20 protein-coding genes and 1 pseudogene are annotated in these 24,151 nt (G+C 51.5%); 10 read left to right on the top strand and 11 right to left on the bottom strand.

From position 1 onward, the window contains the following. Position 1: 1 nt before the first annotated feature. The 3 genes and pseudogenes from Q4563_RS00065 to Q4563_RS00075 all read right to left on the bottom strand — a co-directional run. Positions 2-409, bottom strand: a pseudogene (locus Q4563_RS00065) (transposase); the annotation flags it as partial. Between the two features lie 331 nt (positions 410-740). After that, positions 741-4,451 carry a methionine synthase gene (gene metH / locus Q4563_RS00070; RefSeq protein WP_303603205.1) on the bottom strand — a complete coding sequence of 1,237 codons (3,711 nt, stop codon included), beginning with the start codon at positions 4,449-4,451 and terminating at the stop codon, positions 741-743. Between the two features lie 118 nt (positions 4,452-4,569). Beyond that, complete coding sequence (locus Q4563_RS00075; protein ID WP_215975586.1) at positions 4,570-5,481, bottom strand: D-hexose-6-phosphate mutarotase; 912 nt, start codon at positions 5,479-5,481, stop codon at positions 4,570-4,572. Between the two features lie 61 nt (positions 5,482-5,542). On the opposite strand from Q4563_RS00075, the gene rapA reads away from it, so the two are divergent. From rapA to Q4563_RS00090, 3 genes are all read left to right on the top strand, one after another. Further along, a complete protein-coding gene (rapA, locus tag Q4563_RS00080; protein WP_303603206.1) occupies positions 5,543-8,551 on the top strand; it encodes an RNA polymerase-associated protein RapA in 3,009 nt (1,002 codons plus the stop codon). Positions 8,552-8,632: 81 nt separating this feature from the next. Further along, positions 8,633-8,920: a hypothetical protein gene (locus tag Q4563_RS00085; RefSeq protein WP_303603207.1), complete on the top strand. Its 288-nt coding sequence runs from the start codon at positions 8,633-8,635 to the stop codon at positions 8,918-8,920. 60 nt (positions 8,921-8,980) lie between these two features. Next, positions 8,981-9,322 (top strand): putative signal transducing protein, encoded by a 342-nt coding sequence (locus Q4563_RS00090; RefSeq protein ID WP_215975588.1) that lies wholly within the window; start codon positions 8,981-8,983, stop codon positions 9,320-9,322. A 48-nt stretch (positions 9,323-9,370) separates the two neighbouring features. Here Q4563_RS00090 and Q4563_RS00095 read toward each other — a convergent pair whose 3' ends face one another. Then, complete coding sequence (locus Q4563_RS00095; protein ID WP_215975604.1) at positions 9,371-9,865, bottom strand: MarR family winged helix-turn-helix transcriptional regulator; 495 nt, start codon at positions 9,863-9,865, stop codon at positions 9,371-9,373. A 367-nt stretch (positions 9,866-10,232) separates the two neighbouring features. Here Q4563_RS00095 and ectA point away from each other — a divergent pair, with 367 nt between their 5' ends. From ectA to Q4563_RS00125, 6 genes are all read left to right on the top strand, one after another. Further along, positions 10,233-10,730, top strand: coding sequence for a diaminobutyrate acetyltransferase (gene ectA, locus Q4563_RS00100; RefSeq protein ID WP_215975589.1), 498 nt, complete (start codon positions 10,233-10,235; stop codon positions 10,728-10,730). A 72-nt stretch (positions 10,731-10,802) separates the two neighbouring features. After that, positions 10,803-12,077, top strand: a complete 1,275-nt coding sequence (gene ectB, locus Q4563_RS00105; protein WP_303603208.1) for a diaminobutyrate--2-oxoglutarate transaminase — start codon at positions 10,803-10,805, stop codon at positions 12,075-12,077. A 73-nt stretch (positions 12,078-12,150) separates the two neighbouring features. Beyond that, positions 12,151-12,549, top strand: coding sequence for an ectoine synthase (locus Q4563_RS00110; RefSeq protein WP_215975591.1), 399 nt, complete (start codon positions 12,151-12,153; stop codon positions 12,547-12,549). A gap of 52 nt (positions 12,550-12,601) precedes the next feature. Beyond that, a complete protein-coding gene (locus tag Q4563_RS00115) occupies positions 12,602-14,038 on the top strand; it encodes an aspartate kinase (RefSeq protein ID WP_215975592.1) in 1,437 nt (478 codons plus the stop codon). Beyond that, positions 14,026-14,934, top strand: a complete 909-nt coding sequence (locus Q4563_RS00120; RefSeq protein ID WP_215975593.1) for a TPR end-of-group domain-containing protein — start codon at positions 14,026-14,028, stop codon at positions 14,932-14,934. Before Q4563_RS00115 ends, Q4563_RS00120 begins: the two co-directional genes overlap by 13 nt. Before the next feature lie 60 nt (positions 14,935-14,994). Continuing rightward, positions 14,995-16,611 carry a BCCT family transporter gene (locus Q4563_RS00125; protein ID WP_215975594.1) on the top strand — a complete coding sequence of 539 codons (1,617 nt, stop codon included), beginning with the start codon at positions 14,995-14,997 and terminating at the stop codon, positions 16,609-16,611. A gap of 115 nt (positions 16,612-16,726) precedes the next feature. Here Q4563_RS00125 and Q4563_RS00130 read toward each other — a convergent pair whose 3' ends face one another. Further along, on the bottom strand, positions 16,727-17,317 hold the full coding sequence (locus tag Q4563_RS00130) for a lytic transglycosylase domain-containing protein (protein WP_442903682.1): 591 nt from the start codon (positions 17,315-17,317) through the stop codon (positions 16,727-16,729). Then, positions 17,295-19,028, bottom strand: coding sequence for a proline--tRNA ligase (locus Q4563_RS00135; protein ID WP_303603209.1), 1,734 nt, complete (start codon positions 19,026-19,028; stop codon positions 17,295-17,297). The genes Q4563_RS00130 and Q4563_RS00135 overlap by 23 nt, the downstream gene beginning before the upstream one ends. A 136-nt stretch (positions 19,029-19,164) precedes the next feature. Between Q4563_RS00135 and Q4563_RS00140 the strand changes: the two genes are divergently transcribed. Next, complete coding sequence (locus Q4563_RS00140; protein WP_215975597.1) at positions 19,165-19,641, top strand: HIT domain-containing protein; 477 nt, start codon at positions 19,165-19,167, stop codon at positions 19,639-19,641. Between the two features lie 92 nt (positions 19,642-19,733). On the opposite strand, the gene Q4563_RS00145 is transcribed toward Q4563_RS00140, so the two are convergent. The 5 genes from Q4563_RS00145 to purB form a co-directional block, all read right to left on the bottom strand. Next, complete coding sequence (locus Q4563_RS00145; protein WP_215975598.1) at positions 19,734-20,141, bottom strand: HU family DNA-binding protein; 408 nt, start codon at positions 20,139-20,141, stop codon at positions 19,734-19,736. A gap of 276 nt (positions 20,142-20,417) precedes the next feature. Further along, the gene (locus Q4563_RS00150; protein ID WP_215975599.1) at positions 20,418-20,918 is read right to left on the bottom strand and encodes a DUF7931 domain-containing protein; all 501 of its coding nucleotides are present in this window, start codon (positions 20,916-20,918) and stop codon (positions 20,418-20,420) included. Further along, entirely contained in the window at positions 20,896-21,438 is a 543-nt protein-coding gene (locus Q4563_RS00155; protein WP_303603210.1) for a GNAT family N-acetyltransferase, read from the bottom strand. The genes Q4563_RS00150 and Q4563_RS00155 overlap by 23 nt, the downstream gene beginning before the upstream one ends. A gap of 60 nt (positions 21,439-21,498) precedes the next feature. After that, a complete protein-coding gene (locus tag Q4563_RS00160; RefSeq protein WP_303603211.1) occupies positions 21,499-22,662 on the bottom strand; it encodes a cupin domain-containing protein in 1,164 nt (387 codons plus the stop codon). A 57-nt stretch (positions 22,663-22,719) separates the two neighbouring features. Next, on the bottom strand, positions 22,720-24,084 hold the full coding sequence (purB, locus tag Q4563_RS00165; protein ID WP_303603212.1) for an adenylosuccinate lyase: 1,365 nt from the start codon (positions 24,082-24,084) through the stop codon (positions 22,720-22,722). Positions 24,085-24,151: the final 67 nt, after the last annotated feature.

Consider the following 24,151-nt stretch of genomic DNA (forward strand, 5'->3'; position numbering starts at 1 on the left):
CTCATAGGCTAATGTGTTTTTCTAGGCGCTCCGGGAAGTGAATCGTCAGCTGTGACAGCGTCAGGTTCCAGTTCTGAATCGGGTGCGTCCAGCGCTCAGAAGCTTTGAGTATACCGGCGTACAGAAGTTTGAGTAAGCCGTTCTCGCCGGCGAAGCCACCTTTAGTTTTTGTCAGCTTTCGGAACTGGCGGTGAACAGCCTCAACCGCATTGGTGGTGTAAATCGCTGTGCGCACGTAATCCGGGTATTTGAAGTAGGCTGACAGCGTCGCCCACTTACTGCGCTAGGATTTGATCACCATTGGATACTTGTCGCCCCACTTGGCCTCCAGTTCGTCCAGGGCGCTCTCGGCGGCATTCAAGGTTGCCGCTTTGTAAACGCACTTTAGATCAGCCATGAACGCTTTCTCGGGTTGTTGAGGGTCAAGTCTTGAATCGTGAATTTCATGTATTGGTGACTACGAAGCACCGCTTTTAACTCCCCCTGCAACCAGCCGAGCGCAGGCCTATTTTAGTGGGTAAGCAGATAGGACATCTGCGCAAGCATCGCCACGCCAGGGATGGCGTGTCGATGCGGCCCTCTAAAATCGGCCGGAGCGAGGGAACCCGAAGGGCTGAGGTGCCGGGGTGGGCTTTCTATTGGTTACTTTGATTTGCCCAAACAAACAAAAGTAACTCGCCACGCCCGGCGACACGGGCATATAAACAAAGCCCCCGCGCTAGCGCGGAACCCCTAAAAACCTACTTCCCCGGCTCATACCCCAGCACCGGACTCAACCACCGCTCCATATCCACCATACTCATTCCCTTACGTTCCGCCAAGGATTCCACCTGATCTTTCTCGATTTTGCCGATGGCAAAGTACTCGGATTCCGGGTGCGAGAAGTACCAGCCAGATACCGCTGCTGTAGGGAACATGGCATAGTGTTCGGTGAGCTCTAGGCCGGTGTTCTTTTCCGCATCCAGCAGTTTAAACAGCGTGCCTTTTTCGGTGTGATCCGGGCAGGCGGGGTAGCCGGGAGCGGGGCGTATGCCCTGATAGCGTTCGCGGATTAGGTCGTCGTTGTTTAGCTGCTCGTCTTGTACGTAGCCCCAAAACTCGGTGCGCACGCGTTTGTGCATATGTTCGGCCAGTGCTTCGGCTAAGCGGTCGGCCAGGGCTTTAACCATAATGCTGTTGTAGTCGTCGCCAGCGTCTTTGTACTCTTGGGCCAGTTCTTCGGCGCCGATGCCAGCGGTAACGGCAAAGCCGCCAACATAGTCTTGTTTGCCCGAGTCTTTAGGGGCGACAAAGTCGGCCAGCGAGTAGTTGGGTTTTTTGTTGCCGGGCTTTTGTTGTTGCTGGCGTAGGTGGTGCAGGCGAGCGAGCTCGTTGCCGTCATCGTCGTGTACGGCGATGTCATCGTGGTTAACGGTGTTGGCGGGCCAAAAGCCGATAACCGCACGCGCGGTTAATAGCTTGTCGTCAATCAGTCTTTTGAGCATGGCCTGGGCGTCGTCAAACAAGTTGGTGGCCGCTTCGCCGACGACTTCGTCGGTTAAAATTTTGGGGTACTTGCCGGCCAAGTCCCAGCTGATAAAAAACGGCGTCCAGTCGATGGTGTCGAGTACATCGTTGAGTGGGTAGTCGTCGAATACTTTAACGCCGGTAAAGGCGGGCTTGGGTGGGGTGTAGTTGTCCCAGTCGGCTTTAAAGCCGTGCTCGATGGCGTCGGGGTAGGTGCGCAGGGTGCCGCGCGGCTTGCGGTTGGCGTTGCGCACGCGCACGGCTTCGTATTCGTCTTTGAGCTTGGCCACAAACGGGTCGCGGGCCGTGTCGGATAGCAGTGTGCTGCACACACCGACGGCGCGCGAGGCATCGGCCACGTACACCACTTGGTTTAAATCAAACGCTGGGTCAATTTTTACCGCGGTGTGGGCCTTGGAGGTGGTGGCACCACCAATCAGCAGGGGTTTGTTAACGCCCTGGCGCTCCATCTCGCGGGCAACGCTGACCATTTCATCCAGCGATGGGGTAATCAGTCCAGACAAGCCGATAATATCGCAGTTCTCTTCAATCGCGGTTTGGATGATTTTTTCGCCGGGCACCATCACGCCCATATCGACCACTTCGAAGTTGTTGCACTGCAACACCACGCCGACAATGTTTTTACCAATATCGTGTACGTCGCCTTTAACGGTGGCCATTAAGATTTTGCCGTTGGGGCGGGCGCCTTCGACTTTTTCGGCTTCGATGTAGGGCTGCAAATAAGCCACTGACTGCTTCATTACCCGGGCCGATTTAACCACCTGGGGCAAAAACATTTTACCGGCGCCGAATAAATCGCCCACCACGTTCATGCCGTCCATTAGCGGGCCTTCAATCACATCCAGCGGGCGTTCGGCTTGCTGGCGAGCCTCTTCGGTGTCTTCAATAATATAGGTCGAGATGCCTTTAACCAGCGAGTGCTCCATGCGCTTTTTAACGTCCCAGCCGCGCCACTCTAGATCTTCTTTTTTGGCTACGCCGCTGCCGCCTTCGCGGTATTTCTCGGCAATATCCAGCAGTGCCTCGGTGCCTTCGTCGGTGCGATTTAAAATTACATCTTCGACTTTGTTGCGCAGCTCGTCCGGTAGGTCGTCGTATACGGCCAGCTGGCTGGCGTTAACAATGCCCATGTTCATGCCGACTTTAATGGCGTGGTACAAAAATACCGAGTGGATGGCTTCGCGTACCGGGTTGTTGCCGCGGAACGAGAAAGACACATTGGATACGCCGCCCGATACACCGGCGTGGGGCAGGTTTTCGCGAATCCAGGCGGTGGCCTCGATAAAGTCCACGGCGTAGTTGTTGTGCTCCTCAATGCCCGTGGCAACGGCAAAGATATTCGGGTCAAAAATAATGTCTTGGGGCGGGAAGCCGACTTTATCGACCAGCAAGCGGTAGGAGCGCTCGCAGATTTCTTTTTTGCGTGCAGCGGTGTCGGCCTGGCCGTCTTCGTCAAAGGCCATTACCACCACGGCGGCGCCGTAGCGCATGCACAGGCGGGCTTTGTCGATAAACTCCTGTTCGCCTTCTTTCATGCTGATGGAGTTAACGATGCCCTTGCCCTGAATACACTTAAGGCCGGCTTCGATTACCTCCCACTTGGAGGAGTCCACCATAATGGGCACGCGGGAGATGTCCGGCTCGCCGGCGATTAGGTTTAAAAAGCGCACCATGGCCGCTTCGGCATCGAGCATGCCTTCGTCCATGTTGATGTCGATGACCTGGGCGCCGCCCTCGACTTGCTCCAGCGCAACTTCCAGCGCGGTGTCGTAATCTTCTTCGACAATTAAGCGTTTAAAGCGCGCTGAGCCGGTGACGTTACAGCGCTCGCCCACGTTGACAAACAGTGAGTCTTTGGTGATGTTAAACGGCTCAAGCCCGGATAGACGACAGGCGGGTTCGATGTCCGGAATCTGGCGCGGCGGGTGCTTGGCGACGGCCTCGGCAATAGCCTGAATATGGTCGGGGCGGGTACCGCAGCAGCCACCGATAATGTTTAGAAAACCAGCGCTGGCAAATTCTTCGACAATGACCGCCATTTCGTCTGGCTCTTGATCGTACTCGCCAAACTCGTTGGGCAGGCCGGCGTTGGGGTGCGCCGAGACATAACAGTTGGCAACTCGCGACAGCTCTTGCACGTACTGGCGCAGTTCGGCTGCACCGAGGGCGCAGTTAAGGCCAATAGAGATAGGCTTGGCGTGGGCCAGCGAGTTGTAAAACGCTTCGGTGGTTTGGCCTGACAAAGTGCGGCCCGAAGCATCGGTGATAGTGCCCGAGATCATAATGGGCAGTTCAACACCCAGCTCGTCAAACACGGCTTGCACGGCAAAAATGGCGGCCTTGGCGTTGAGAGTGTCGAAGATGGTCTCGATTAAGATTAAATCCGAGCCGCCTTCAATCAGCGCTTTGGTGGCCTCGATGTAGTTCTCGACTAATTGATCGAAGGTGACGTTGCGCGCACCGGGGTCGTTTACATCGGGCGAGATCGAGCAGGTGCGCGAGGTGGGCCCAAGCACACCGGTCACGTAGCGCGGCTTGTGCGGTTCGGCCTCGGTTAGCTCGTCGGCCACTTCGCGGGCAATGCGTGCGCCGGCCAGGTTTAACTCGTAGGCGAGCGACTCCATGCCGTAATCGGCCATGGACACCTGAGTCGAGTTAAAGGTGTTGGTCTCGATAATATCGGCACCGGCCTCTAGGTATTCCCGATGAATTTGTTTCATCATCTCGGGTTGGGTGAGGTTGAGCAGGTCGTTGTTACCCTTTACATCGCTGGGGTAGTCGGCAAAGCGCTCGCCGCGATAGTCCGCCTCCGAGAGCTTAAGGCTCTGAATTTGGGTGCCCATGCCACCGTCGAGGATTAAAATACGCTCGGTTATGGCTTGTTTTAATTGGGCAATGCGTTGCTCGCGATCTAAAGCGCTCATTCGGGGAACCTATCGTCTTTCGAAGCTGGGAAGATTAAAGCCGCGCATTTTAACAGTAAATGCACGACATTGGGCGCCGGCCTGAGTCGCAGGGGCACAGGGCGATGCACGCAGCGATTTATTCGGGTATCAGTACCATGCTGGCCTGGCGGGTCTCACCCGGGGCCAAGCGCCAGCTATCACCCAAGCAGGCGCCGCGCTCCACACAGACATAACCACTGTGATTGCCGGGGCCAATATCGGCTATTTGGCCACCCAAGGCGCTACCGGTATTCCACACCACAACGCTGGGGCAGTTGTCGCCTTCAATATGGATGCGTCTATGCCCCTCGATGGTAACGGGCAGCTGGATATCTTCATACACGCGGTCCACTTCGCCGGCAAAGGTAACTGGGCCGCTTTGGGTAAAGTATTTACCACCGGCTACTTTGTCAGCGTATTCGCGCCCCTCAAGGCCCAGCACTCGGGCGGAGGTAATATCCTCAATGGCAAAATAGCTGTGCATGACCCAGCTGGCACCAAAGCTGTCGGCGCTATGATTGGATAAGGCGAGGGTCAATTGAGCGGTAGTACCCAGTATGATCGTCAGTTGCGCACTAAAGTTATGGGCGAACCGCTCATCGGCCTGATGCTCAAAGCGTAAAACCAGGGTGCAAACACCGTCTTCGTTTTGGCTGGCGCTAGACAGTTGCCAAGGGGCGGTACGGGCGATGCCGTGGTTAGGTTTGGTGCTGTCAGTCGGGTGAGGCCCAAACCAAGGTAGGCACAGGGGGATGCCGCCACGCAGGCTCGCGCCCGGTTTAAACTGGCAGTTGGGGCTTACCCAGAGCAGTTCTTTACCCCCGGTGGGGCAGAAGCTCATTAACTGCCCGCCATTAAGGGCGATTACCGCACGGCAGTGCTCGCTGTTTACCTGAAGCAGGGGTAAACCCTCGCCGGGGTGGTCCGGAAATAGAGTTCGGCTATCGGTAAGGGTAAGAAAAGCGTGCTTGTCTACCAAGTGCTGCAGTGGTACTGAACTCTGACTCATAATACATCCGGGTAAAAGGTAGGTATTTTAGCAAATATTGTCACGGCTGTTGTCGCCTCTTATGGTTGACTTTCGTTTACTGCCCAGTCGCAGTATCATGCGCGGCCAGATAGAACAGCGTGAGGTTAGAGTGTCGCAATTAGAGTTCACCGTTGGACAGCGTTATGTCAGTGATACCGAACCCGAGTTGGGGTTAGGTGTGGTTTTGCAGGTGGGTAGTACATCCGCCGAAATAGGCTTCCCCGCTGCCGGTGAGCGCCGCAATTATTCTATCAAACAGGCGCCGTTAAGTCGGGTGCGTTACCAAGTCGGTGAAAAGATAAAACATCAGGACGGGCAGCGCTTAGTGATTAAGGATGTCGCAGAGCACGGCGGTTGCCTGTTGTACGACACCCGCGATGCTGACGAACAGCCGCGCTCGGTGCCTGAGTTTGAGCTCGATAGCTTTGTTCAGTTCAGTAAGCCTCGCGAGCGGCTATTTGCCGGTCAAATCGATAAAAGTAATCATTTCTCGCTGCGGTACCGCAGTCGTGTCTTGCGCCATCAGTCCGAGCAGCGCAACGGCTTTGGGCTCGGGGGCGCACGGGTGTCGCTCTTGCCGCACCAGTTGTATATTGCCAGCCAGGTTGCCAGCCGCTACGCCCCCAGGGTATTGCTGGCCGATGAGGTGGGGCTGGGGAAAACCATTGAGGCTGGGTTGATCCTGCATCGCCAACTGCTGACCGGGCGCGCTCACCGGGCTTTGGTGATTGTGCCCGATACTCTCCAGCACCAATGGTTGGTGGAGATGCTGCGCCGATTTAATCTGTCGTTTACATTGTTGGATGAGGCGCGCTGTCAGTCGCTGGAAGGCAAAGACTGTGACGATTTGCTGGATGATATCGACGAGCTGGATGATTTCGACCCCGATAACTTCGTTAACCCCTTTGAATCGGCCCAGCTTGTGCTCTGCTCGCTGAGTTTTCTGACCGACAATCCCGAACGGCTAGAGCAGGCCAGCGCCGCCGATTGGGACTTGCTCTTAGTGGACGAAGCTCACCATCTAGACTGGAGTCGTGAACAGGTTAGCTTGGAGTATCAAGCGGTAGAACAGTTGGCGCGAGTCGCTCGCGGCTTATTACTCTTAACGGCCACCCCGGAACAGCTGGGGTTAGAAAGCCACTTTGCCCGCCTGCGTCTGCTCGACCCAGATCGCTATTACGATCTAGAAACCTTTATTGCCGAACAAAAAAGCTACCAGCCATTGAGCGAGCTGGTGGAGCATCTCAACTCTATACGTCCGGATGAAGTAGCCGTTACCGGTGAGTTATTTGATGATCAAGTGAAAGAGCTGGCCGACTATCTAGACCCTGCCAGTATTGAGCGCGCCATTAAGCAGGCCCAAACCGAATCCCTACAGTTGGCCATTGACTACCTAGTAGAGGTATTGCTCGATCGTCACGGTACAGGCCGGGTATTGCTGCGTAATACTCGACACGGCATCAGCGGATTTCCCGAGCGAATATTGCATCAGCATAAGGTTGAGCTTGAGCCCACCGATGCCCAGGCTTTGGTAGAGCAGCCATTAAAGGTTCAATTAAAGCCCGAAGCTTATTGGGCCGAGCAAGGCGACTGGTGTCAGTTTGACCCACGTGTGCCTTGGTTGAAAGACTTTATTAAGTCCAAGCGCGGCGAAAAAATATTGGTGATTTGCGCCGATGGAGAAACGGCGTTAACGCTGGAGTTGCACCTTCGCTTGCGACACGGCATCGCTTCTACCGTCTTTCATGAAGGGATGAACCTGATTGCCCGCGACCGCGCGGCTGCTTATTTTGCCGATGCGGAAGAAGGCGCTCAGGTCTTGATTGCCTCAGAGATTGGCAGCGAAGGGCGTAACTTCCAGTTTTCACAAGACTTGGTGCTGTTTGATTTGCCATTAAACCCCGATTTACTGGAGCAGCGTATTGGCCGGTTGGATCGCATCGGCCAAGAGGGCTCGGTCAATATTCATCTGCCTATCTACCACAGTGACACAACCGTCCAGGCGCCGGCTAAACTGGCGAGGTGGTATCAACAAGGGCTTAATGCCTTTGAACAGACCTGCGCCATTGGCCAGACCGCCTATCAGGCCTTTGCCGAACGACTGGTGCCCGCACTGGGCGATGCAAGCTCGGATATAACTCCTTTGATACAGGAGACCTCCGAATTCGCCAAATCCCTAAACGATGAGCTACAAGCAGGCCGCGATAAACTGTTGGAGCTAAACGCTTGCCGACCCGTGCCCGCACAGGCCATGGTGGATGCGCTTACCGAGCTCGATCAAGACGACACTCTGCCCGATTACCTAATGCGAGCGCTGGATAGCTTTAATGTCGATTACGAGCGCCACAGCGATATCAGCTGGGTATTGCACCCTGGTGAGCATATGCGAGTCGACCCCTATCCCGGGCTGCCAGAGTCCGGGTTAACCGTGACCTTTGATCGTGCCACGGCTTTGTCACGCGATGATATGAGCTTTTTAACCTGGGAGCATCCACTGGTTCGGGGTACTTTGGAGCTGGTGGCCGATACCGAATTTGGTAATACCGCCGTCGCCACACTCAAACTGCCACCGCTGAAGCCCGGCACCATGCTGGTGGAGGCAATCTATTGCCTGTACACCCCGGCACCGGCCGACTTACAGCTCGGCCGTTATATCAGTCAGCCGGTTATGCGGGTATTGATGGATACCAATGGGAAAGATTTTGCCCAAGTGCTCGGGGCCGATAAGCTAAACAGACTGTTGCAAAAAGTGCCCCGGGCTAGCGCGCAAGAGCTGGTGCGACACAGTCGTGAGCAAATCTCCTCGGTACTGGATAACACCGAGCAGGCCGTAGCGCCCCTGCGCGCCGGACAAATAGACGACGCCAAAGAGAACGTCAGACAAGACATTGGCCGCGAAGTAGAGCGCTTGCAGGAATTGGCAAAAGTGAACCCCAATATTCGCAGCGAGGAGGTCGACTACCTGAATCGGCGCTTGGCGCGCAGTTTGGAGTATTTGGATCACGCCAGTTTGAAGCTCGATGCCGTTAGGGTGATTGTGGCGGTATGATTGTACGTCTGAAGTCCGATGTTTGACGTTTGATGCGTCTGACCTCGGGCCTCCGACATCAGACATTTTTTAGAGGCACCTATGTATATATTCTCCGCAGACGCCACCGCGCGTAAAGACATCGATGACGATGTAAAAACGGGCCAGCAAGTGCCTTTTATTGTCTATATTAATTTTGTCGATCTTTTTGGCGCTGAACAGTTGTGCAAAATTTATTTAATGCGCGCCGGCTTTACCGAGATTAATATCCACAAGCGCAAAGGCGTGGCTTCATCTCTGCTGGCCGATGAACGGGTCATAGCGGCCGATCAAGCCATGGCCGAAGCGCTCGATGGCGGTTATCACATCCAGATGTTTGATGACTTCTAGTCTAGACGACATGACTGTCTGTTAGCCGATGTTTTAGGCTGCTGCGCCGGAGGCTTTGCTATGGACTGTATCTACAACGCTGCCAACACCATTGAGGGGCAGCTGGTGTTGGACCAACTGCATCAGCAGGGAATCCGCGCGCGCATGGATGGCGAGTATTTGCAGGGCGGAGTGGGGGAGTTACAAGCCTTAGGGCTTATTCGTATCTTGGTGGCCCGCGACGATGTCGCGCAAGCGCAGGCTGTCGTACAGGCGTGGGATAAACGCACAGTTGTAGATGGCCCGAGCGATGTACCCGCCCAGGGTTCCGGTGCTAGTGGTAAACGTGGGTTGGGGGTGCTTGTAGGGGTGTTGGTGGGAGCTGCTTTGGCGCTAGCACTGCTAATATTGAACGCAGATTAGCGCCGCTGGGGGTGCTGTTCGTGCCTGTCCGTTAACTGGGGTGGCCCGTTAATTAGGGCGATCAAGCAGTTCGCCGCGATCGAGCGCGCCAACATCCAGAAAGGGCGAGGCGTCTAACGTGTGGGCGTCCATCATTTTGGCGACTCGCTGCAAGGACGCGATAATCATACCTTGTTCCCACTCTTCTAAATGTTTAAAGCGACGAACAAAGTCATCCTGTAGGGCGGTGGGGGCGCTTTCCAAAATCTTTGCGCCCTTGTGGGTCAGCTGGGGGTAAACCTTGCGTTTATCCTGCTGAGAGCGCACTCGGGTAATCAGCTCGCGCTTTTCTAAGCGATCTAACACCGTAGTGACTGTGGCCTGAGAGAGGCTCATATCGCGCGCCAGTTCACTGATCGTCATATCACCCTTGTTGTTCAAAATCTGCATCAATAACAGCTGAGGCCCCGTTACGCTGGCGGTTTTGACCAGCTTCTTAGAATGCAAATCCGTGGCGCGAATCACGCGCCGCAGTGCTACCAACACTTCTTCAATCTTATCCATGGCGGTTCTCTGCTGGGAAAGTTCGAGATTATATTCAGCTTTTACTTCGAGGCCTAATGTTTCTTGGTCGAGTTGCATAATAAGTGCTCGTGCCATATGGCTGTTGATTGGTGTGTGGCCCCATTATTGGCTGCATTTTGAGCAGCTTGGGTGCCAAATGGATTATTTTGGTGCTTCTGGACAACACAATATCCATAGTGTACTATAGATTAAAGCTTAGATCACTAAGTATTGTTTTGCAGTGAATTGAGTGTTTTGTGAGCGAATTAGAGCTTTTTAGGGCCGGAATTGGCTAAAATCGTCGCTTTCTCGTCACAAAATACATATAGATTCTTCATTTAACTATATAGAGAAAGAAATATTAGGTATGTCAGACATTGACGAGATTACCTTGCGACATCCCACCGCCGTAGACGGTCGGCATGTCCATGCGCTGGTTGCAGCAAACCCACCACTCGATCCCAACTCGGTTTACTGCAATTTATTGCAGTGCTCACACTTTGCCAGCACCGCCGTGGCGGCCTTTAAAGGCGAGCAGATGGTAGGTTTTGTGTCGGGTTACATTCCGCCCGAGCAGCCGCACGTACTGTTTGTATGGCAATTGCTGGTCGATGCTGCCGGTCGCGGTCAGGGTTTGGCCAAGCGCCTGGTAAAGGCACAGCTTAATGGTGAGGCCTGTCAGCAGGTAACGCACATTCATACCACCATTACGGCAGATAACGACGCCTCTTGGGGCGTGTTTAAATCCCTGGCAAAAGAGTGGGGCGCAGAGCTAACCCATGATGTGTACTTCGATAAAGATGCGCACTTTGGCGGTGAGCACGATTCGGAGCATTTGCTGGAAATTGGTCCTATCGCGCGGTGATTGAGACAAGTGGTGATTAAGCGCTGAGCACCGAGCTCAAGCAGCTAACCCTATTTAACGACGAGGTCTGTTATGAAAATATTTAATGAAATGGAATCGGAAGTTCAGTCATACGCCCGCTCATTTCCGGTTGTATTTAACAAAGCAAAAGATTGCTATTTGTACGGCGAAGATGGCAAAGAGTACATTGATTTTCTCTCTGGTGCCGGCTCTTTGAACTATGGCCATAATAATGACCATTTGAAGCAGGCGCTAATCAATTACATCGCAGCCGATGGTATTACCCACGGTCTGGATATGCACAGTGCCGCTAAGGCAAAATTCTTAGAAGTTTTCCGCGATAAAATCTTGCAGCCGCGGGATATGGAGTACGTGCTGCAATTTTGTGGTCCTACCGGTACCAATGCGGTAGAAGCAGCTTTAAAAATTGCCCGCAAAATCACCGGGCGCACTAACGTGATTTCGTTTACCAACGGTTTTCATGGTTGTACCTTGGGTGCAGCGGCGGTAACGGGTAATCAGCACCATCGTGGCGGCGCACAAGTGGCGTTGAACGATGTTGATCGTATGCCTTTTTGCGGATATTACGGTCACGATGTCGACACCGTTAAAATGATGGATAAACTGCTGTCTGATCCATCAAGCGGTATTGATAAGCCGGCGGCTGCTATTGTCGAGGCCGTACAGGGCGAAGGTGGTTTGAATGTGGCCACCAACGATTGGCTTAAAGCGTTAGAGAAAGTGTGTAAAAAACACGGTATTTTGTTGATTCTGGATGATATTCAAGCCGGTTGTGGCCGTACGGGTACATTCTTTAGCTTTGAAAAATCGGGCATTAGCCCTGATATTGTAACCTTGTCAAAATCCTTAAGTGCCTATGGTTTACCGTTTGCTGTGGTAATGATCAAGCCCGAGTTGGATCAGTGGGAGCCCGGTGAGCACAATGGTACTTTCCGCGGTAATAATCACGCATTTGTCACCGCAACGGCGGCTATTGAGCACTATTGGAGCGATGATGCTCTGGAGCAGGCAGTCAACGAAAAAGCTGCTATCGTTTCCAGTCGTTTTAAGAAAATCATTGCCGCTCATGGCGAAATGACTTTGCGCCTGAAAGGTCGCGGGTTGATGCAAGGTATTGACTGTAAAACCGGTGAGCTGGCCAGTAAAATATGTGCTCAGGCTTTTGAGCATGGCGTGGTGATTGAAACCTCCGGTAATCATGGTCAAATCGTTAAATGTTTTTGCCCGCTTACGATTGAAGTGGATGCCTTAAACAAGGGTCTGGATCTGTTAGAGCAGAGCTTTGCTGAAGTGTTTGCCAAGGAAGCACTGAAAAAAGCGTCGTAAACCTCCCGCTAGCTTGGGTTAAATGGCGGCCATTGCCGCCATTTTTAATGAATTGAGTATCAGAGGAAAGCAAATGATTGTTCGCAACTTGAAAGACGCCGAGAAATCCGGTAGAAAAATCGTATCTGAGGGCTGGGATAGTACCCGTCTATTGTTAAAAAACGATAAGATGGGCTTTTCGTTTCATGTGACGACCATTTACCGCGATGCGGAATTGCACCTGCACTATCAAAACCATCTTGAATCTGTGTATTGCATGAGTGGTTATGGTTCGGTGGAAAATCTGGCTGATGGAAAAGTATATCCGATTGAGCCGGGTACGATTTATATTCTGGATCAGCACGACAAGCATATCTTGCGTGCCGATGAAGAAATGAAAATGGCGTGTGTGTTCAACCCGCCGTTGCACGGTAAAGAAGTTCATAACGCAGAAGGCGCTTATGAGCTGGACGCAGAGGAGGTTACCGACTGAGGTCATTAGGCGGTAGAAACACTCACCTAACCTCAACGATAAAGGCATAGCTATGAATCATACGGTAGAGAAAATTGGCGGCACGTCCATGAGTGAATATGAGGCGGTTCGCGACAACGTAATATTGAAAGGCAATAACAGCACTGACATTTTTAATCGCGTCTTTGTGGTGTCCGCTTATGGCGGTATGACGGATCTTTTGTTGGAAAACAAAAAGAACGGCAACCCAGGTGTTTACGCTATGTTCGCGAACACCGATAGCGATGACGAATGGCAAAAAGCCTTCGCGAAGTTGCGCACTGAAATGTATGCCATGAACAATGCACTGTTTGGCGCTACTGAGTTGGGCGGAAAAGCTGATACCTTTATCTCTAAGCGCCTGGACGACGCTGAGCGTGTGCTGGTGGACCTGGAGCGCTTGTGTCAACACGGCCACTTTGAGCTGGAAGCACACCTGTTTACCGTACGAGAAATGCTGGCGAGTTTAGGCGAAGCTCACAGTGCCTGGAATATGGCTCACCTGCTACAGCGCGATGGCATTAATGCACGCTTTATTGACTTGTCCGGTTGGCAGGCCGATGGTGCAGAGTCTCTCGACAATATGATTAAGCAGTCTTTTGCCGATGCCGATTACGACAATGAGCTACTGATTGCCACCGGTTATACCCACTGCGACAAAGGCCTAATGGCCAGCTTTGATCGTGGCTACAGCGAAATGACCTTTAGCCGAATAGCGGTATTGACCGAAGCCCGCGAGGCCATTATTCATAAAGAATATCACTTAAGCAGTGCCGACCCACGTTTGGTAGGCGCTGAGAAAGTCGTACCGATTGGTCGTACCAATTACGATGTGGCCGATCAATTGGCGAACTTGGGTATGGAGGCGATCCACCCACGCGCGGCTAAAGGCTTGCGTCAGGCCGATATTCCACTGCGTGTTATGAACACCTTTGAGCCAGACCACGCCGGTACTTTAATCACAGGCGACTATGTCAGCGAGACGCCACGGGTTGAAATTATTGCCGGTCGCAAGCGCGTTTACGCGATTGAGCTGTTTGACCAAGATATGATGGGTAATATTGAAGCTTACGATAGCGCAATTTTAAAAGCGATTACTCGCTTTAAAGCGCATGTGGTCAGTAAAGACTTAAACGCTAATACCATCACTCATTATGTTGGGGCTAACCTCAAGACCGTTAATCGTATTCGTCGAGTACTGGAAGAAACCTATCCGGATGCCGAAATCAATACCCGTAAAGTGGCCGTTATCTCTGCTATTGGTAGTGATATGAAAGTGCCGGGTATGCTCGCTAAAACGGTATCGGCTCTGTCAGAGGTTGATATCAGTATTTTGGCTATGCACCAGTCGATCCGGCAGGTGGATATGCAGTTTGTGATCGGTGAAGATGATTACGATAAGGCAGTGCAGAGCCTGCACCGTTGCCTGATTGAGGTGCATAATCACGGTGATGCTATATGCGCAGCCTAACGGTTATTTTGCCATGGATCATGGCACTGTTAGTTTCACAATCGGCGTTGGCGCAAGCTAACGCCGATGTTGCATCTGACCAAGAAAAATCTGCGGTGACCGAAAGTGACGCTCGCGACCGGGTGAACAATCTAGAGGAGCCACTTTATAACCCATTTGTTGAGCGCTATGTGCTGGATGAGTTAAAGCAATTGCGCGCTGATATGGCCTCGCAGCGGGTAGAGCTCACCGAGCGGATTGTCGATCGCCAGGCCGAGTCGATCGATCGCGGTGTTAGTTATGCCACCAGTACTATCAATAATTTTTTCTATCTAATTGCCGGTGTGACATCGCTGTTGGTTTTAGTGGGTTGGTCATCGGTACGCGATATGAAAGAGCGCATGAATAAAATTGCCGATGAAGAAGTCGGCAAGTTAATTGCGACCTATGAGCAGCGCTTGGAAGCCATCGAGCGACAAATGACGCAAAAAACACGTCATATTGATGCTAACCGCGAAGAAATTGAGCGTACTCAGGAGTTACACGCTCTCTGGCTTAGGGCAGGGCAAGAGATCCAACCTGCTAATAAGTTAGCTATTTATGATCAAATCCTTGAATTAGATCCCGATAACTGCGAGGCTCTTACTTACAAGGCCGATGAAGTTCTCGAACAGGGCGAAGTTCAGTGGGCGATAAATCTATGTCAGCAGGCGCTGGCGATGGATCCTGATAACGCGCATGCGTTTTATCAGTTAGCCTGTGCTAAAACTAACTTAGGTAATTATGAGCAAGCTTTGCATTACCTTAAAGAAGCTCTGGACCGTTCGAGTAGCTATTTAGAGTCCATGACCGAAGACCCTGCATTAAAGCCGCTGTTGGAGTTGGATGAGTTTAAGGAATTAATGACGGCCAGTTAGTGTCGGGTTTGGTTGAGCTCAGTCGGTTGTTGGTTAAATATGTAACATTAAGGAACAAGCATGTTGGATGCATTAGCGAAGCGTATGGGGCTGAGCGCCATTCCGCAAATATTTTTTATTTCGGTGGCGGTGGTCGTGCTCTTTGTTGGCTTTGCGGTGCCATTTCACGATGAGTTCGCACAATTTTTTGACAGGCTAGGGCAGTTTACCTTTACCCGCTTTGGCTGGTTTTACGTGGTCAGTGTCAGTGGATTGTTGTTGTTTTTATTGTGGCTCAGTGCCAGTCGCTACGGTCATATTCGTTTAGGGCCTGAGGATGAAGGGCCTGAGTACAACACGGTGACTTGGTTTTGCATGCTGTTCGCTGCGGGCATTGGTACTATCTTGATGTTTTGGGGGGTTGCCGAGCCCATGTACCACTTTGCTCAACCCCCTTTTGCCGATATTGACCCCGAGTCGGTAGCATCGGCAAAGCTTGCCATGCAAATCTCCATGTTCCACTACGGTTTACACACCTGGACGATTTTTACTCTGCCAGCGTTGGCTATTGGCTACTTTGCCTATCGCCAAGGATTACCGATGCGCATTAGCAGTGTGTTTTATTCGGTATTGGGGGATCGTATCTACGGCCCCATCGGCTGGGCTATTGATATTATTGCCGTATTGGGCACGTTGTTTGGGGTGGCGGTTTCGGTTGGTTTGGGCACATTACAAATCAATAGCGGCCTAAATTACTTGGTGGGAATGCCCGATACGACCTTGGCCAAAATGGCTATTGTGGCTGTTATTACCGCCGTGGCGACGGTGTCTGTGGCGCTGGGGTTAGACCGCGGTATTAAACGCTTGTCAGAGTTTAATATCATCATTGCCATCGCTATTTTGCTGTTTATTTGGGTTTGTGGCCCCACATTGTTTGTCACCGAAGGCATGGTGCAAAACGTGGGTATGTATCTGGATAAAATTCTCTGGTTCTCTTTCTGGACCGAAGCTTATAGCGAATCGGATTGGCAGCGCAGCTGGACGGTTTTCTATTTTGCCTGGACTATTTCCTGGGCTCCCTACGTTGGTATCTTTATCGCCCGTATTTCGAAAGGGCGGACCATACGACAGTTTATTTTGGGGGCATTGGGTGCTCCGTTAATGTTTACCTTAGTGTGGTTTTCGGTGTTTGGTTTATCAGCGATTGATCTTGAGCTCAATCACGATGTTGCCATTGCCGCCGAAGTGCAAAAAGATGTTTCAGTGGCTTTGTTTTCATTTTTAGAGAACTTCCCGTTGCCGAAGCTGATCTCCACGTTGGCACTGATAGTCATTGTGGTTTTTATTACCACCAGTGCGGACTCTGCGGCCTTGGTGATTGATCTGCTTTCTCGTAAAGATAAGCAGCCTTCTAAAACCATTCAGCGAATATTCTGGACTCTTTTACTCGGTGCCACGGCTGCAACTTTGTTGTTGGGGGGCGGTTTGAAAGCCCTGCAGAATGTGATTACCGCACTGGGCTTTCCATTTTGTGTGCTCTTGGTGTTTATGGCGGTGTCACTGGTGCGTGCACTGCACGCCGATTACCTTGGTTACTCGATGAAAGAGTTATCACAAGGTAAAGCGCCCGGTATACATCCTATGGGCTCATTGCCCCGTGAAAAAAAGAGTCATTCCGAAAAGAGCAGCCGCGAGTAGCTCGCTATCATTTGGCAATAATCAGACACTCGATCTAAGAGAGTTGTTTGATTATTGCTTAGCCCGAGAGTTGTCGATCCAATAGTCTGGTCAGAAAGCGGCCAGTGCTAAGTCACTAGCGCCAATAATCCCAAGCATCCATAACCTTTGCTGAATATCGATAGCTGCCATAGCTGCCGTTGTAGCGAGCTAGTGCCTCGGCCAGACGCCCATTCGAGCGGTCGATGTAATGTTTAAGAATGATACAGCCGTAGCGAAGGTTGGTGTTGAGATTAATGAGGTTGTCTTCCGGGCGGCCAATTTCATGCTTCCAAAAGGGCATGATTTGCATTATACCCATCGCGCCGACCGGCGAAATCGCGAAGCGATCAAAATGGCTTTCCACCTGGATAACAGCCAGTACTAACTCGGGCTTTACCCCGGCGGCGGTGGCTTCTTTATGGATAGAGCGCAGCATAGAGAGCCGCTGATCGTGGTCTTTTATATAACGCTTGAGTCTGCCGTCCATCAGCATTAGCCAAGCTTCGGCATCAAAACGGTCGCTGAAACTATCGGCCTGTTCGATGTGGCTTTTTAACAGGAGTGCGAGGTCCTGGTCGACGGCTTTCGGAGGAGCAGTTTGTGCGTTTGCACTACAAGTCGCGACGAGTATCGCGGCTTGTAGTGCAAGTGTCGACCGGCTTTTAACCGCGGCCCAGGGATTCACGCAGCTGCTGTCCAATATCTGCCAGAGGGACGTCTTGCTTGTCGGCTTCGCGGCGATTTTTGTACTCAACATTGCCTGCCTCTAGGCCGCGCTCACCGATGACCACCCGGTGGGGGATACCAATTAGGTCGGTATTGGCGAGGGTTACCCCGAGGCGCGCATTTTTCTCATCCATAAACAGGGTGTCGATACCTGCTGCGGTCAGCTCTTGATAGAGTTTTTCACAGGCCTCGGCTACGCGCTCAGATTTGTGCATATTGATGGGCACAATCGCGACCTGAAACGGGGCGATATTATCGGGCCAGATAATGCCATTATCGTCATAATTTTGCTCAATAGCGGCGGCTATCACACGGGTTACCCCAATACCGTAACAGCCCATGACCATTGGCAGACTTTTACCGTTTTCATCCAGCACTGTGGCGCCCATGGCCTCTGAGTACTTGGTACCTAGTTGGAAAATGTGGCCCACTTCAATACCGCGTTTAATTTCCAGCTGGCCTTGGCCGCAAGGGCTGGGATCGCCGGCGACGATATTGCGCAAGTCGGCGGCCTCGGCGAGCGGAAGGTCACGCTCCCAATTCACACCGGTAAGGTGATAGCCGTCTTTGTTGGCGCCACAAGCAAAGTCTGCGGTGTGCAGTGCGCTGTGATCGGCAATAATACGGATGTTTAAGCCGACCGGTCCAATCGAACCGACGCCGACGCCCAGCTCTGTTTTGATACGCTCTTCTGGCGCAAAGGTCAGCGGGTGGGCAATACCGTCGAGCTTTTCCGCTTTAATATCGTTGAGCTCGTGATCACCGCGCAGCACTAGAGCAACCAGTGGTTGTTCTGCGCCCTCTGTTTCTGCTTCGCCCAGTACAATCAATGTTTTCAGGGTTTGTGCGGCGGGCAGTTGTAAAAACTCGGCTACCTCTTCGATACTGTGTTTACCCGGGGTCGCCACTTCAGCGGTTTCGGCTGTAGCCACTGGGCGCGGGCCGGTAGGAGCCAATGCGTCGGCTTTTTCAATATTGGCGGCATAATCTGAGCCGTCACTAAAGGCAATGGCGTCTTCACCGCTGTCGGCCAGCACGTGGAATTCGTGTGAAAAAGCACCGCCGATGGAGCCGGTATCCGCCAGCACGGGGCGATAGGCTAAGCCAATGCGCTCAAAGATATTACAGTAGGTTTGATGCATCACATCATAGGTCTGCTGTAGGCACTCAGCTGAGCTGTGGAATGAGTAGGCGTCTTTCATAATAAATTCACGCGAGCGCATCACGCCAAATCGCGGGCGAATCTCATCGCGAAATTTGGTCTGAATTTGGTAAAAATTGGCCGGCAGTTGTTTGTAGCTGCTCAGCTCATTGCGGGCCAGATCGGTAATGACTTCTTCGTGGGTGGGGCCCAGACAAAATTCGCGTTGGTGGCGATCGTGGATACGCAGCAGCTCGGGCCCGTATTGCTCCCAGCGGCCGGAGTCTTGCCACAGTTCCGCGGGCTGTACCACGGGCATCAGCACCTCTTGGCCGCCGGAGCGGTCCATTTCTTCACGCACGATAGTTTCGACCTTACGCAGCACTCTGAGACCCAGTGGGAGCCAAGTATAAAGGCCTGTGGCGAGTTTGCGGATCATGCCGGAACGGAGCATCAACTGGTGGCTGATCACCTCGGCATCGGCAGGGGTTTCTTTTAATGTGGCAATTAAATAACGGCTGGATCGCATATTCGGGGTCTGACTTACTATAATGGTTAAAGGAATGCCTTGTGGTTTACACAGGCCGAGTCTATTTTACACGGTATTCTACGCAGCTTCACAAGCTGGGTACAGGCCCTTAGTAATACGGATACAGGAGCAGGCAATGTTTTCTTTAGATAGTAGATTACGCAGTGACAGCTTTGTGATTGGTCGTTTTGAGTTATCGTTATTACTGCTTGCGCGAGATGCCAACTATCCATGGTTTATTTTAGTGCCAGAGCGCGCCAATACCTATGAGCTATACCACTTGGCCGAGGAGGATCAAAAACAACTTATTCGTGAATCCAGCCGTTTGGCGGAGGTTATGCACAATATCTTTGATGCTGACAAATTGAACATTGCTACCTTGGGCAATGTAATTCCACAGTTGCATGTACATCATGTGGCCCGCTTTGAATCGGACCCCGCCTGGCCGGGGCCGATATGGGGTAAGGTGCCGGCCAAAGAGTACCCATCTGATCGATTATCTGAGATTGTAGAGAAAATAACCAATGCCCTGGCCGGTGAGGACTTTCACCCTATACGCGAAGGGGATGATATTACGCGAGATGTGGCCCCGAAGCCAGTGATCGATTGTTAGTGAGGTAAGCGGTAGGGAAACAAATACTGAACAAAAAAAAGCCCGCATTGCGGGCTTTTTTTATATCTTGCAATGGAAAATGGCCGTCAGGTTTACAGGGCCATTTCTTTAAGCTTTTTCAGGGGGCGAACCTTAACCTGAGTGGTGGCAGGTTTGGCTTTGAACATGGTTTCTTCACCGGTGAATGGGTTGATCCCTTTGCGAGCCTTAGTGGCAGGCTTTTTCACGGTTTGAATTTTCATCAGACCCGGCAGGACAAACTCACCGCAGGCACGCTTTTTGATATGACCTTCAATCACATCTGACAGCTCGTCCAAAACCGCTTGTACCTGCTTTTTGCTCAGCTCGGTATTCTCAGCGATTTGGTTCAGAATTTGAGTTTTGTTGTAACGTTCACGAACGGCGGTAACTTTTTTAGCTGGCGCGGCTTTGGCAGCTGGTTTCTTGGCAGCGGCTTTTTTTGCGGGCGCTTTTTTTGCTGGAGCTTTTCTGGCGGCCATTTCTGTATCCTTTTGATGAGTGAGTGTAAAGGTGTGGTTGGGCAGGTTTTTGCCCGCTTGCCTGGCACCTCTATTCGCAACTGAGTGATCGGCGACCGATCTGTAAAAAAGCGAATGGCACTATATATAAAGGATTAAAATCGTGTCAGCAAGAAAAAAGTGCTTAAAACCCGATAAAAATGCATTTTTTTGACGAATGGTCGCTATTTAGTCGCAGGCTTGCGGGGGATGTGTAAAAGCCGTTGACTTAAAAGCCGGTAACGAGTAGTTGCGAAATTAAAGATAGAGAGAACGCAAGTCTGGAATGTCGCGGGCAAATTCCCAGATACGACGAAACTCTTCACTCAGAGATTTGATTTCACTGGCCGCTTGCGGGTTGGCAAAACCAAAATAGGCACTATCGTCGTTTTTATAAACCAATTGCTGTTGGTCAGCGCAAATAAACGCCATTTTCCGGTTGTTTGGCTCAAGGGTTATTTCTCGCAATTGCACCTTGCTGGTGAGCCTTTGGTGCAATCGGGCCAAACGATGGCCGCGCTCAACCAAATCTTTACCATTATGTACAAGAATTCTTAAGTCTATATTGCGTGAGCGCCTGACAAATTCTGACAGGGCATTAAACATTTCATCGGTGTCGTAGACGTAGGGGTCGAGATTTTCACTTAAAATAAATAAACGCCGGCGAGCCGTTTGCGCTGTTTTAAGGCTGTGCTCGACAAAGTCGTTGACCGATTGCAGACGGATTAAAGGCGCACTAACTGGAGAGTTCGTTTGCATTTTCTGCTCCCATGTTGACTGTACTTTTGCTTAGCACCATCGTGCGATGGGGAATGCCGGCATCGATAAATTCCGGTCCAACACATTGAAAGCCCAAACGCTGATAAAACCCTAGTGCCTCTATTTGAGCGTGCAAGAAAACAGTGCGGTGGCTATTGGCCCGCTGTGCACACCAATAGAGCATGGCGTGCATTAATTGTAGGCCAGCTCCCCGACCACGCCAGGGTTTTAAAACTGCCACTCTACCAATATGTAGACCTTTTTCTCCATGCCAAGTTTCTTCTATAATTCTAGCGCAACCAATCAACTCTGACGGGTCTTTGCGGTAATCTTTCACTGCAAAATGCCAGGCGTTCTCATCTTTACCGTCCCACTCTTCTTCACTGCTAACCCCTTGCTCTAAGATGAAGACTTGGTGGCGAATGTCCGACAGCGCCCTAGAGCTTTTGGGCCAATCAACCAAGTAGCTTTTAAACGCGCTGCGCTGATCGTTAGATTTATCTTGCCTGGAATAAGTCATTGAATTATGGCACTAATCCGACTGTTGAGTGTATTGTCAGCTGATTTAAGTCTGTGCTGGTTAATTAGCGTAGTCCAGCTCTAGTAGGGCGCCTCGAGCCAGCATTTCATATAATAGCGTTTGCTCATCGGCGGTAGCTGTGACATCGAATAACGACTGCCAGCGCCAACGTGTGTGATTGCTTAGTTCTGCGGCCAATGTCGCATTGCATGTGTATTCATGCCCGTCGATAAACAGTGAAGCTTTTTGCTCATTGTGAAGATGATAACAAAAACGTGATGCCGGGCTGGCTTCAATCCAGGGGTTATTTTCGTTTAGTTTTTCTTGTTCTTGAGGGCTTAATGGGTGCCAATCGTACTCATCACCAGCCTCTTTAGGAGTGCTCATATAGCGGCCAAACCAATCTGCTAGTGCCGGTTCGTCCAAATGCTGAAGGATAATAGACTTGAGCTTAGTAAGGGTATGCTGGTCAATTAAACCCGGTTCTTGTGCCGGTGATAAATCGGGGTCGGTAAAGCGCCGATCATTACTTAAATGCGAGGCTTGCTCCTGGGCAAAATCACCTAAAATATCGGCATGACTGGGGGCGCGAAAACCAATGGAGTAAGTGACACACTGATCGTCTAAGGCTTTGCCCCAGTGAGCAACGCCCGGCGGTATATACAAAATGTCCCCCGGCTTGGCGGTGTGCTCGCTTGCGGTGGTGAAGTCGCGCAGAATTTTTAGGTTAGTACCTTCTTGCAATGCTGTTTGGCTGTCACACATTTGCCCCAACTGCCAGTGCCGTTCTCCTTCGGCCTGAATTAAAAAGACATCATAGTAATCAAAGTGCGGGCCGACACTGCCCCCTGTGGGAGCATAGCTGACCATTACGTCATCTAAACGCCAGTTGGGAATAAAGCGAAACAGCCGTAATAGATCGGTTATTTCGGGTACCCAATGATCCACCGCATTGACCAACAAGCTCCAGTCGCTGGCCGGTAATTGCGCGAAACGTTCTTCATTAAATGGCCCGTTTTCTAACTGCCAAGGCGCATCGTCTGTATTGATAATAAGACGAGATTCAATGTCTTCCTCTAATGCGAGGCCGGCAATTTCATCTGGACTGAGCGGTGAGCGAAAGTCGGGTAGGGCGCGGGGTAGAAAGATGGCTTTTTTTTGCCAGTAATCGGTTAGAAAATCACGGACTGAAAGTGTGCCAAGTTGGGATAGGGGAGTGTTCATAAGTGGTCACGAAGTGAGTGTGTGGGAAGTGTTTCTCCCCACACACTGATGGCCGATTTAAATCGCGCGAGCTTGCGATTCGGCGTTGCCAATATAGTTGGCCGGGGTTAGTTCCCGTATGGTTTGCTTGGCGTGTTCGGGAATATCCAAAGTTTCCACAAACTCGGCCAATACTTCTCGTGTAATGGCCTGGCCGCGGGTGAGTGCTTTTAGTTTCTCGTATGGCTCGGCAACGGCGTAGCGACGCATAATGGTTTGAATTGGCTCGGCCAATACTTCCCAGCTGTTGTTTAAATCTTCGGCCAGACGACCGCGATTAATTTCCAGCTTGCTGATGCCCTTTAAGGTAGAGGCGTAAGCAATCAGGCTGTAACCAAAACCTACACCCATATTGCGCAGAACAGTAGAGTCGGTTAGGTCACGTTGCCAGCGAGAAATCGGCAGCTTTTGCGCCAGGTGAGAGAAAACCGCGTTGCCTATGCCGAGGTTGCCTTCCGAGTTTTCGAAGTCGATAGGGTTAACCTTGTGCGGCATAGTGGATGAGCCCACTTCGCCTGCAATGGTTTTTTGCTTGAAGTAGCCGAGTGAAATATAACCCCAAATATCGCGGTCAAAGTCGATTAAGATGGTGTTAAAACGAGCAATTGCATCGAATAATTCCGCAATATAATCGTGTGGCTCAATTTGAGTTGTGTACGGGTTCCAACTCAAACCAAGGCTGGTAACAAATGTTTCGGCATTGCTCTGCCAGTCAATATCGGGGTAGGCGGATAGATGAGCGTTATAGTTGCCCACTGCACCGTTAATTTTACCCAGCAACTCGACGGATTTAATTTGAGTGATTTGACGGCGTAAACGTGCTACCACGTTGGCCATCTCTTTACCCACCGTGGAAGGGCTGGCGGTTTGGCCGTGGGTGCGCGATAAGATTGGGTCGGCAGCGTAATCGTGTGAGAGCTTGGCGATAGCATCGGTGATGGTTTGAGCATCGCTCAGCAGTACAGTGCGGCCACGTTGCAGCATAAGGGCGTGAGAGAGGTTGTTAATGTCTTCACTGGTACAGGCAAAGTGTACAAACTCAAGCACCGCTTCAAGTTCGCTGTTGCCACTGAATTTTTCCTTGAGGAAATACTCTACTGCTTTCACATCGTGGTTGGTGGTGCGCTCAATGTTTTTTATGGCCAGGGCATCAGCTTCGCTGAATTGGCTGATCACTTCATCCAGTTGGCGATTGGTAGCGTCAGTGAAGGCGGGTACTTCGACCACGCCCTCTAAACGGCTTAGCTGCTGCAGCCAGCGTACTTCGACTTCCACGCGGCAGTGGATAAGGCCGAATTCGCTAAAAATAGGGCGAAGAGATTCAGTTTTACTGCCGTAACGTCCGTCGATAGGAGAAACGGCGCTCAGAGAAGAAAGGTCCATGGGCGGTCTCGCAGGTTAAACAAGTTGAGATTGGGTTAGGCTGCCACTGACAGCCCCGTCAATTAGG

The sequence above is a fragment of the Gilvimarinus sp. 1_MG-2023 genome (assembly GCF_030548285.1).

Bases quoted from the DNA above. Each gene is read 5' to 3' on its own strand.
- metH (WP_303603205.1), bottom strand. From the start codon at position 4,451: ATGAGCGCTTTAGATCGCGAGCAACGCATTGCCCAATTAAAACAAGCC.
- Q4563_RS00075 (WP_215975586.1), bottom strand. From the start codon at position 5,481: ATGAGTCAGAGTTCAGTACCACTGCAGCACTTGGTAGACAAGCACGCT.
- rapA (WP_303603206.1), top strand. From the start codon at position 5,543: ATGGTTGACTTTCGTTTACTGCCCAGTCGCAGTATCATGCGCGGCCAG.
- Q4563_RS00085 (WP_303603207.1), top strand. From the start codon at position 8,633: ATGTATATATTCTCCGCAGACGCCACCGCGCGTAAAGACATCGATGAC.
- Q4563_RS00090 (WP_215975588.1), top strand. From the start codon at position 8,981: ATGGACTGTATCTACAACGCTGCCAACACCATTGAGGGGCAGCTGGTG.
- Q4563_RS00095 (WP_215975604.1), bottom strand. From the start codon at position 9,865: ATGGATAAGATTGAAGAAGTGTTGGTAGCACTGCGGCGCGTGATTCGC.
- ectA (WP_215975589.1), top strand. From the start codon at position 10,233: ATGTCAGACATTGACGAGATTACCTTGCGACATCCCACCGCCGTAGAC.
- ectB (WP_303603208.1), top strand. From the start codon at position 10,803: ATGAAAATATTTAATGAAATGGAATCGGAAGTTCAGTCATACGCCCGC.
- Q4563_RS00110 (WP_215975591.1), top strand. From the start codon at position 12,151: ATGATTGTTCGCAACTTGAAAGACGCCGAGAAATCCGGTAGAAAAATC.
- Q4563_RS00115 (WP_215975592.1), top strand. From the start codon at position 12,602: ATGAATCATACGGTAGAGAAAATTGGCGGCACGTCCATGAGTGAATAT.
- Q4563_RS00120 (WP_215975593.1), top strand. From the start codon at position 14,026: ATGCGCAGCCTAACGGTTATTTTGCCATGGATCATGGCACTGTTAGTT.
- Q4563_RS00125 (WP_215975594.1), top strand. From the start codon at position 14,995: ATGTTGGATGCATTAGCGAAGCGTATGGGGCTGAGCGCCATTCCGCAA.
- Q4563_RS00135 (WP_303603209.1), bottom strand. From the start codon at position 19,028: ATGCGATCCAGCCGTTATTTAATTGCCACATTAAAAGAAACCCCTGCC.
- Q4563_RS00140 (WP_215975597.1), top strand. From the start codon at position 19,165: ATGTTTTCTTTAGATAGTAGATTACGCAGTGACAGCTTTGTGATTGGT.
- Q4563_RS00145 (WP_215975598.1), bottom strand. From the start codon at position 20,141: ATGGCCGCCAGAAAAGCTCCAGCAAAAAAAGCGCCCGCAAAAAAAGCC.
- Q4563_RS00150 (WP_215975599.1), bottom strand. From the start codon at position 20,918: ATGCAAACGAACTCTCCAGTTAGTGCGCCTTTAATCCGTCTGCAATCG.
- Q4563_RS00155 (WP_303603210.1), bottom strand. From the start codon at position 21,438: ATGACTTATTCCAGGCAAGATAAATCTAACGATCAGCGCAGCGCGTTT.
- Q4563_RS00160 (WP_303603211.1), bottom strand. From the start codon at position 22,662: ATGAACACTCCCCTATCCCAACTTGGCACACTTTCAGTCCGTGATTTT.
- purB (WP_303603212.1), bottom strand. From the start codon at position 24,084: ATGGACCTTTCTTCTCTGAGCGCCGTTTCTCCTATCGACGGACGTTAC.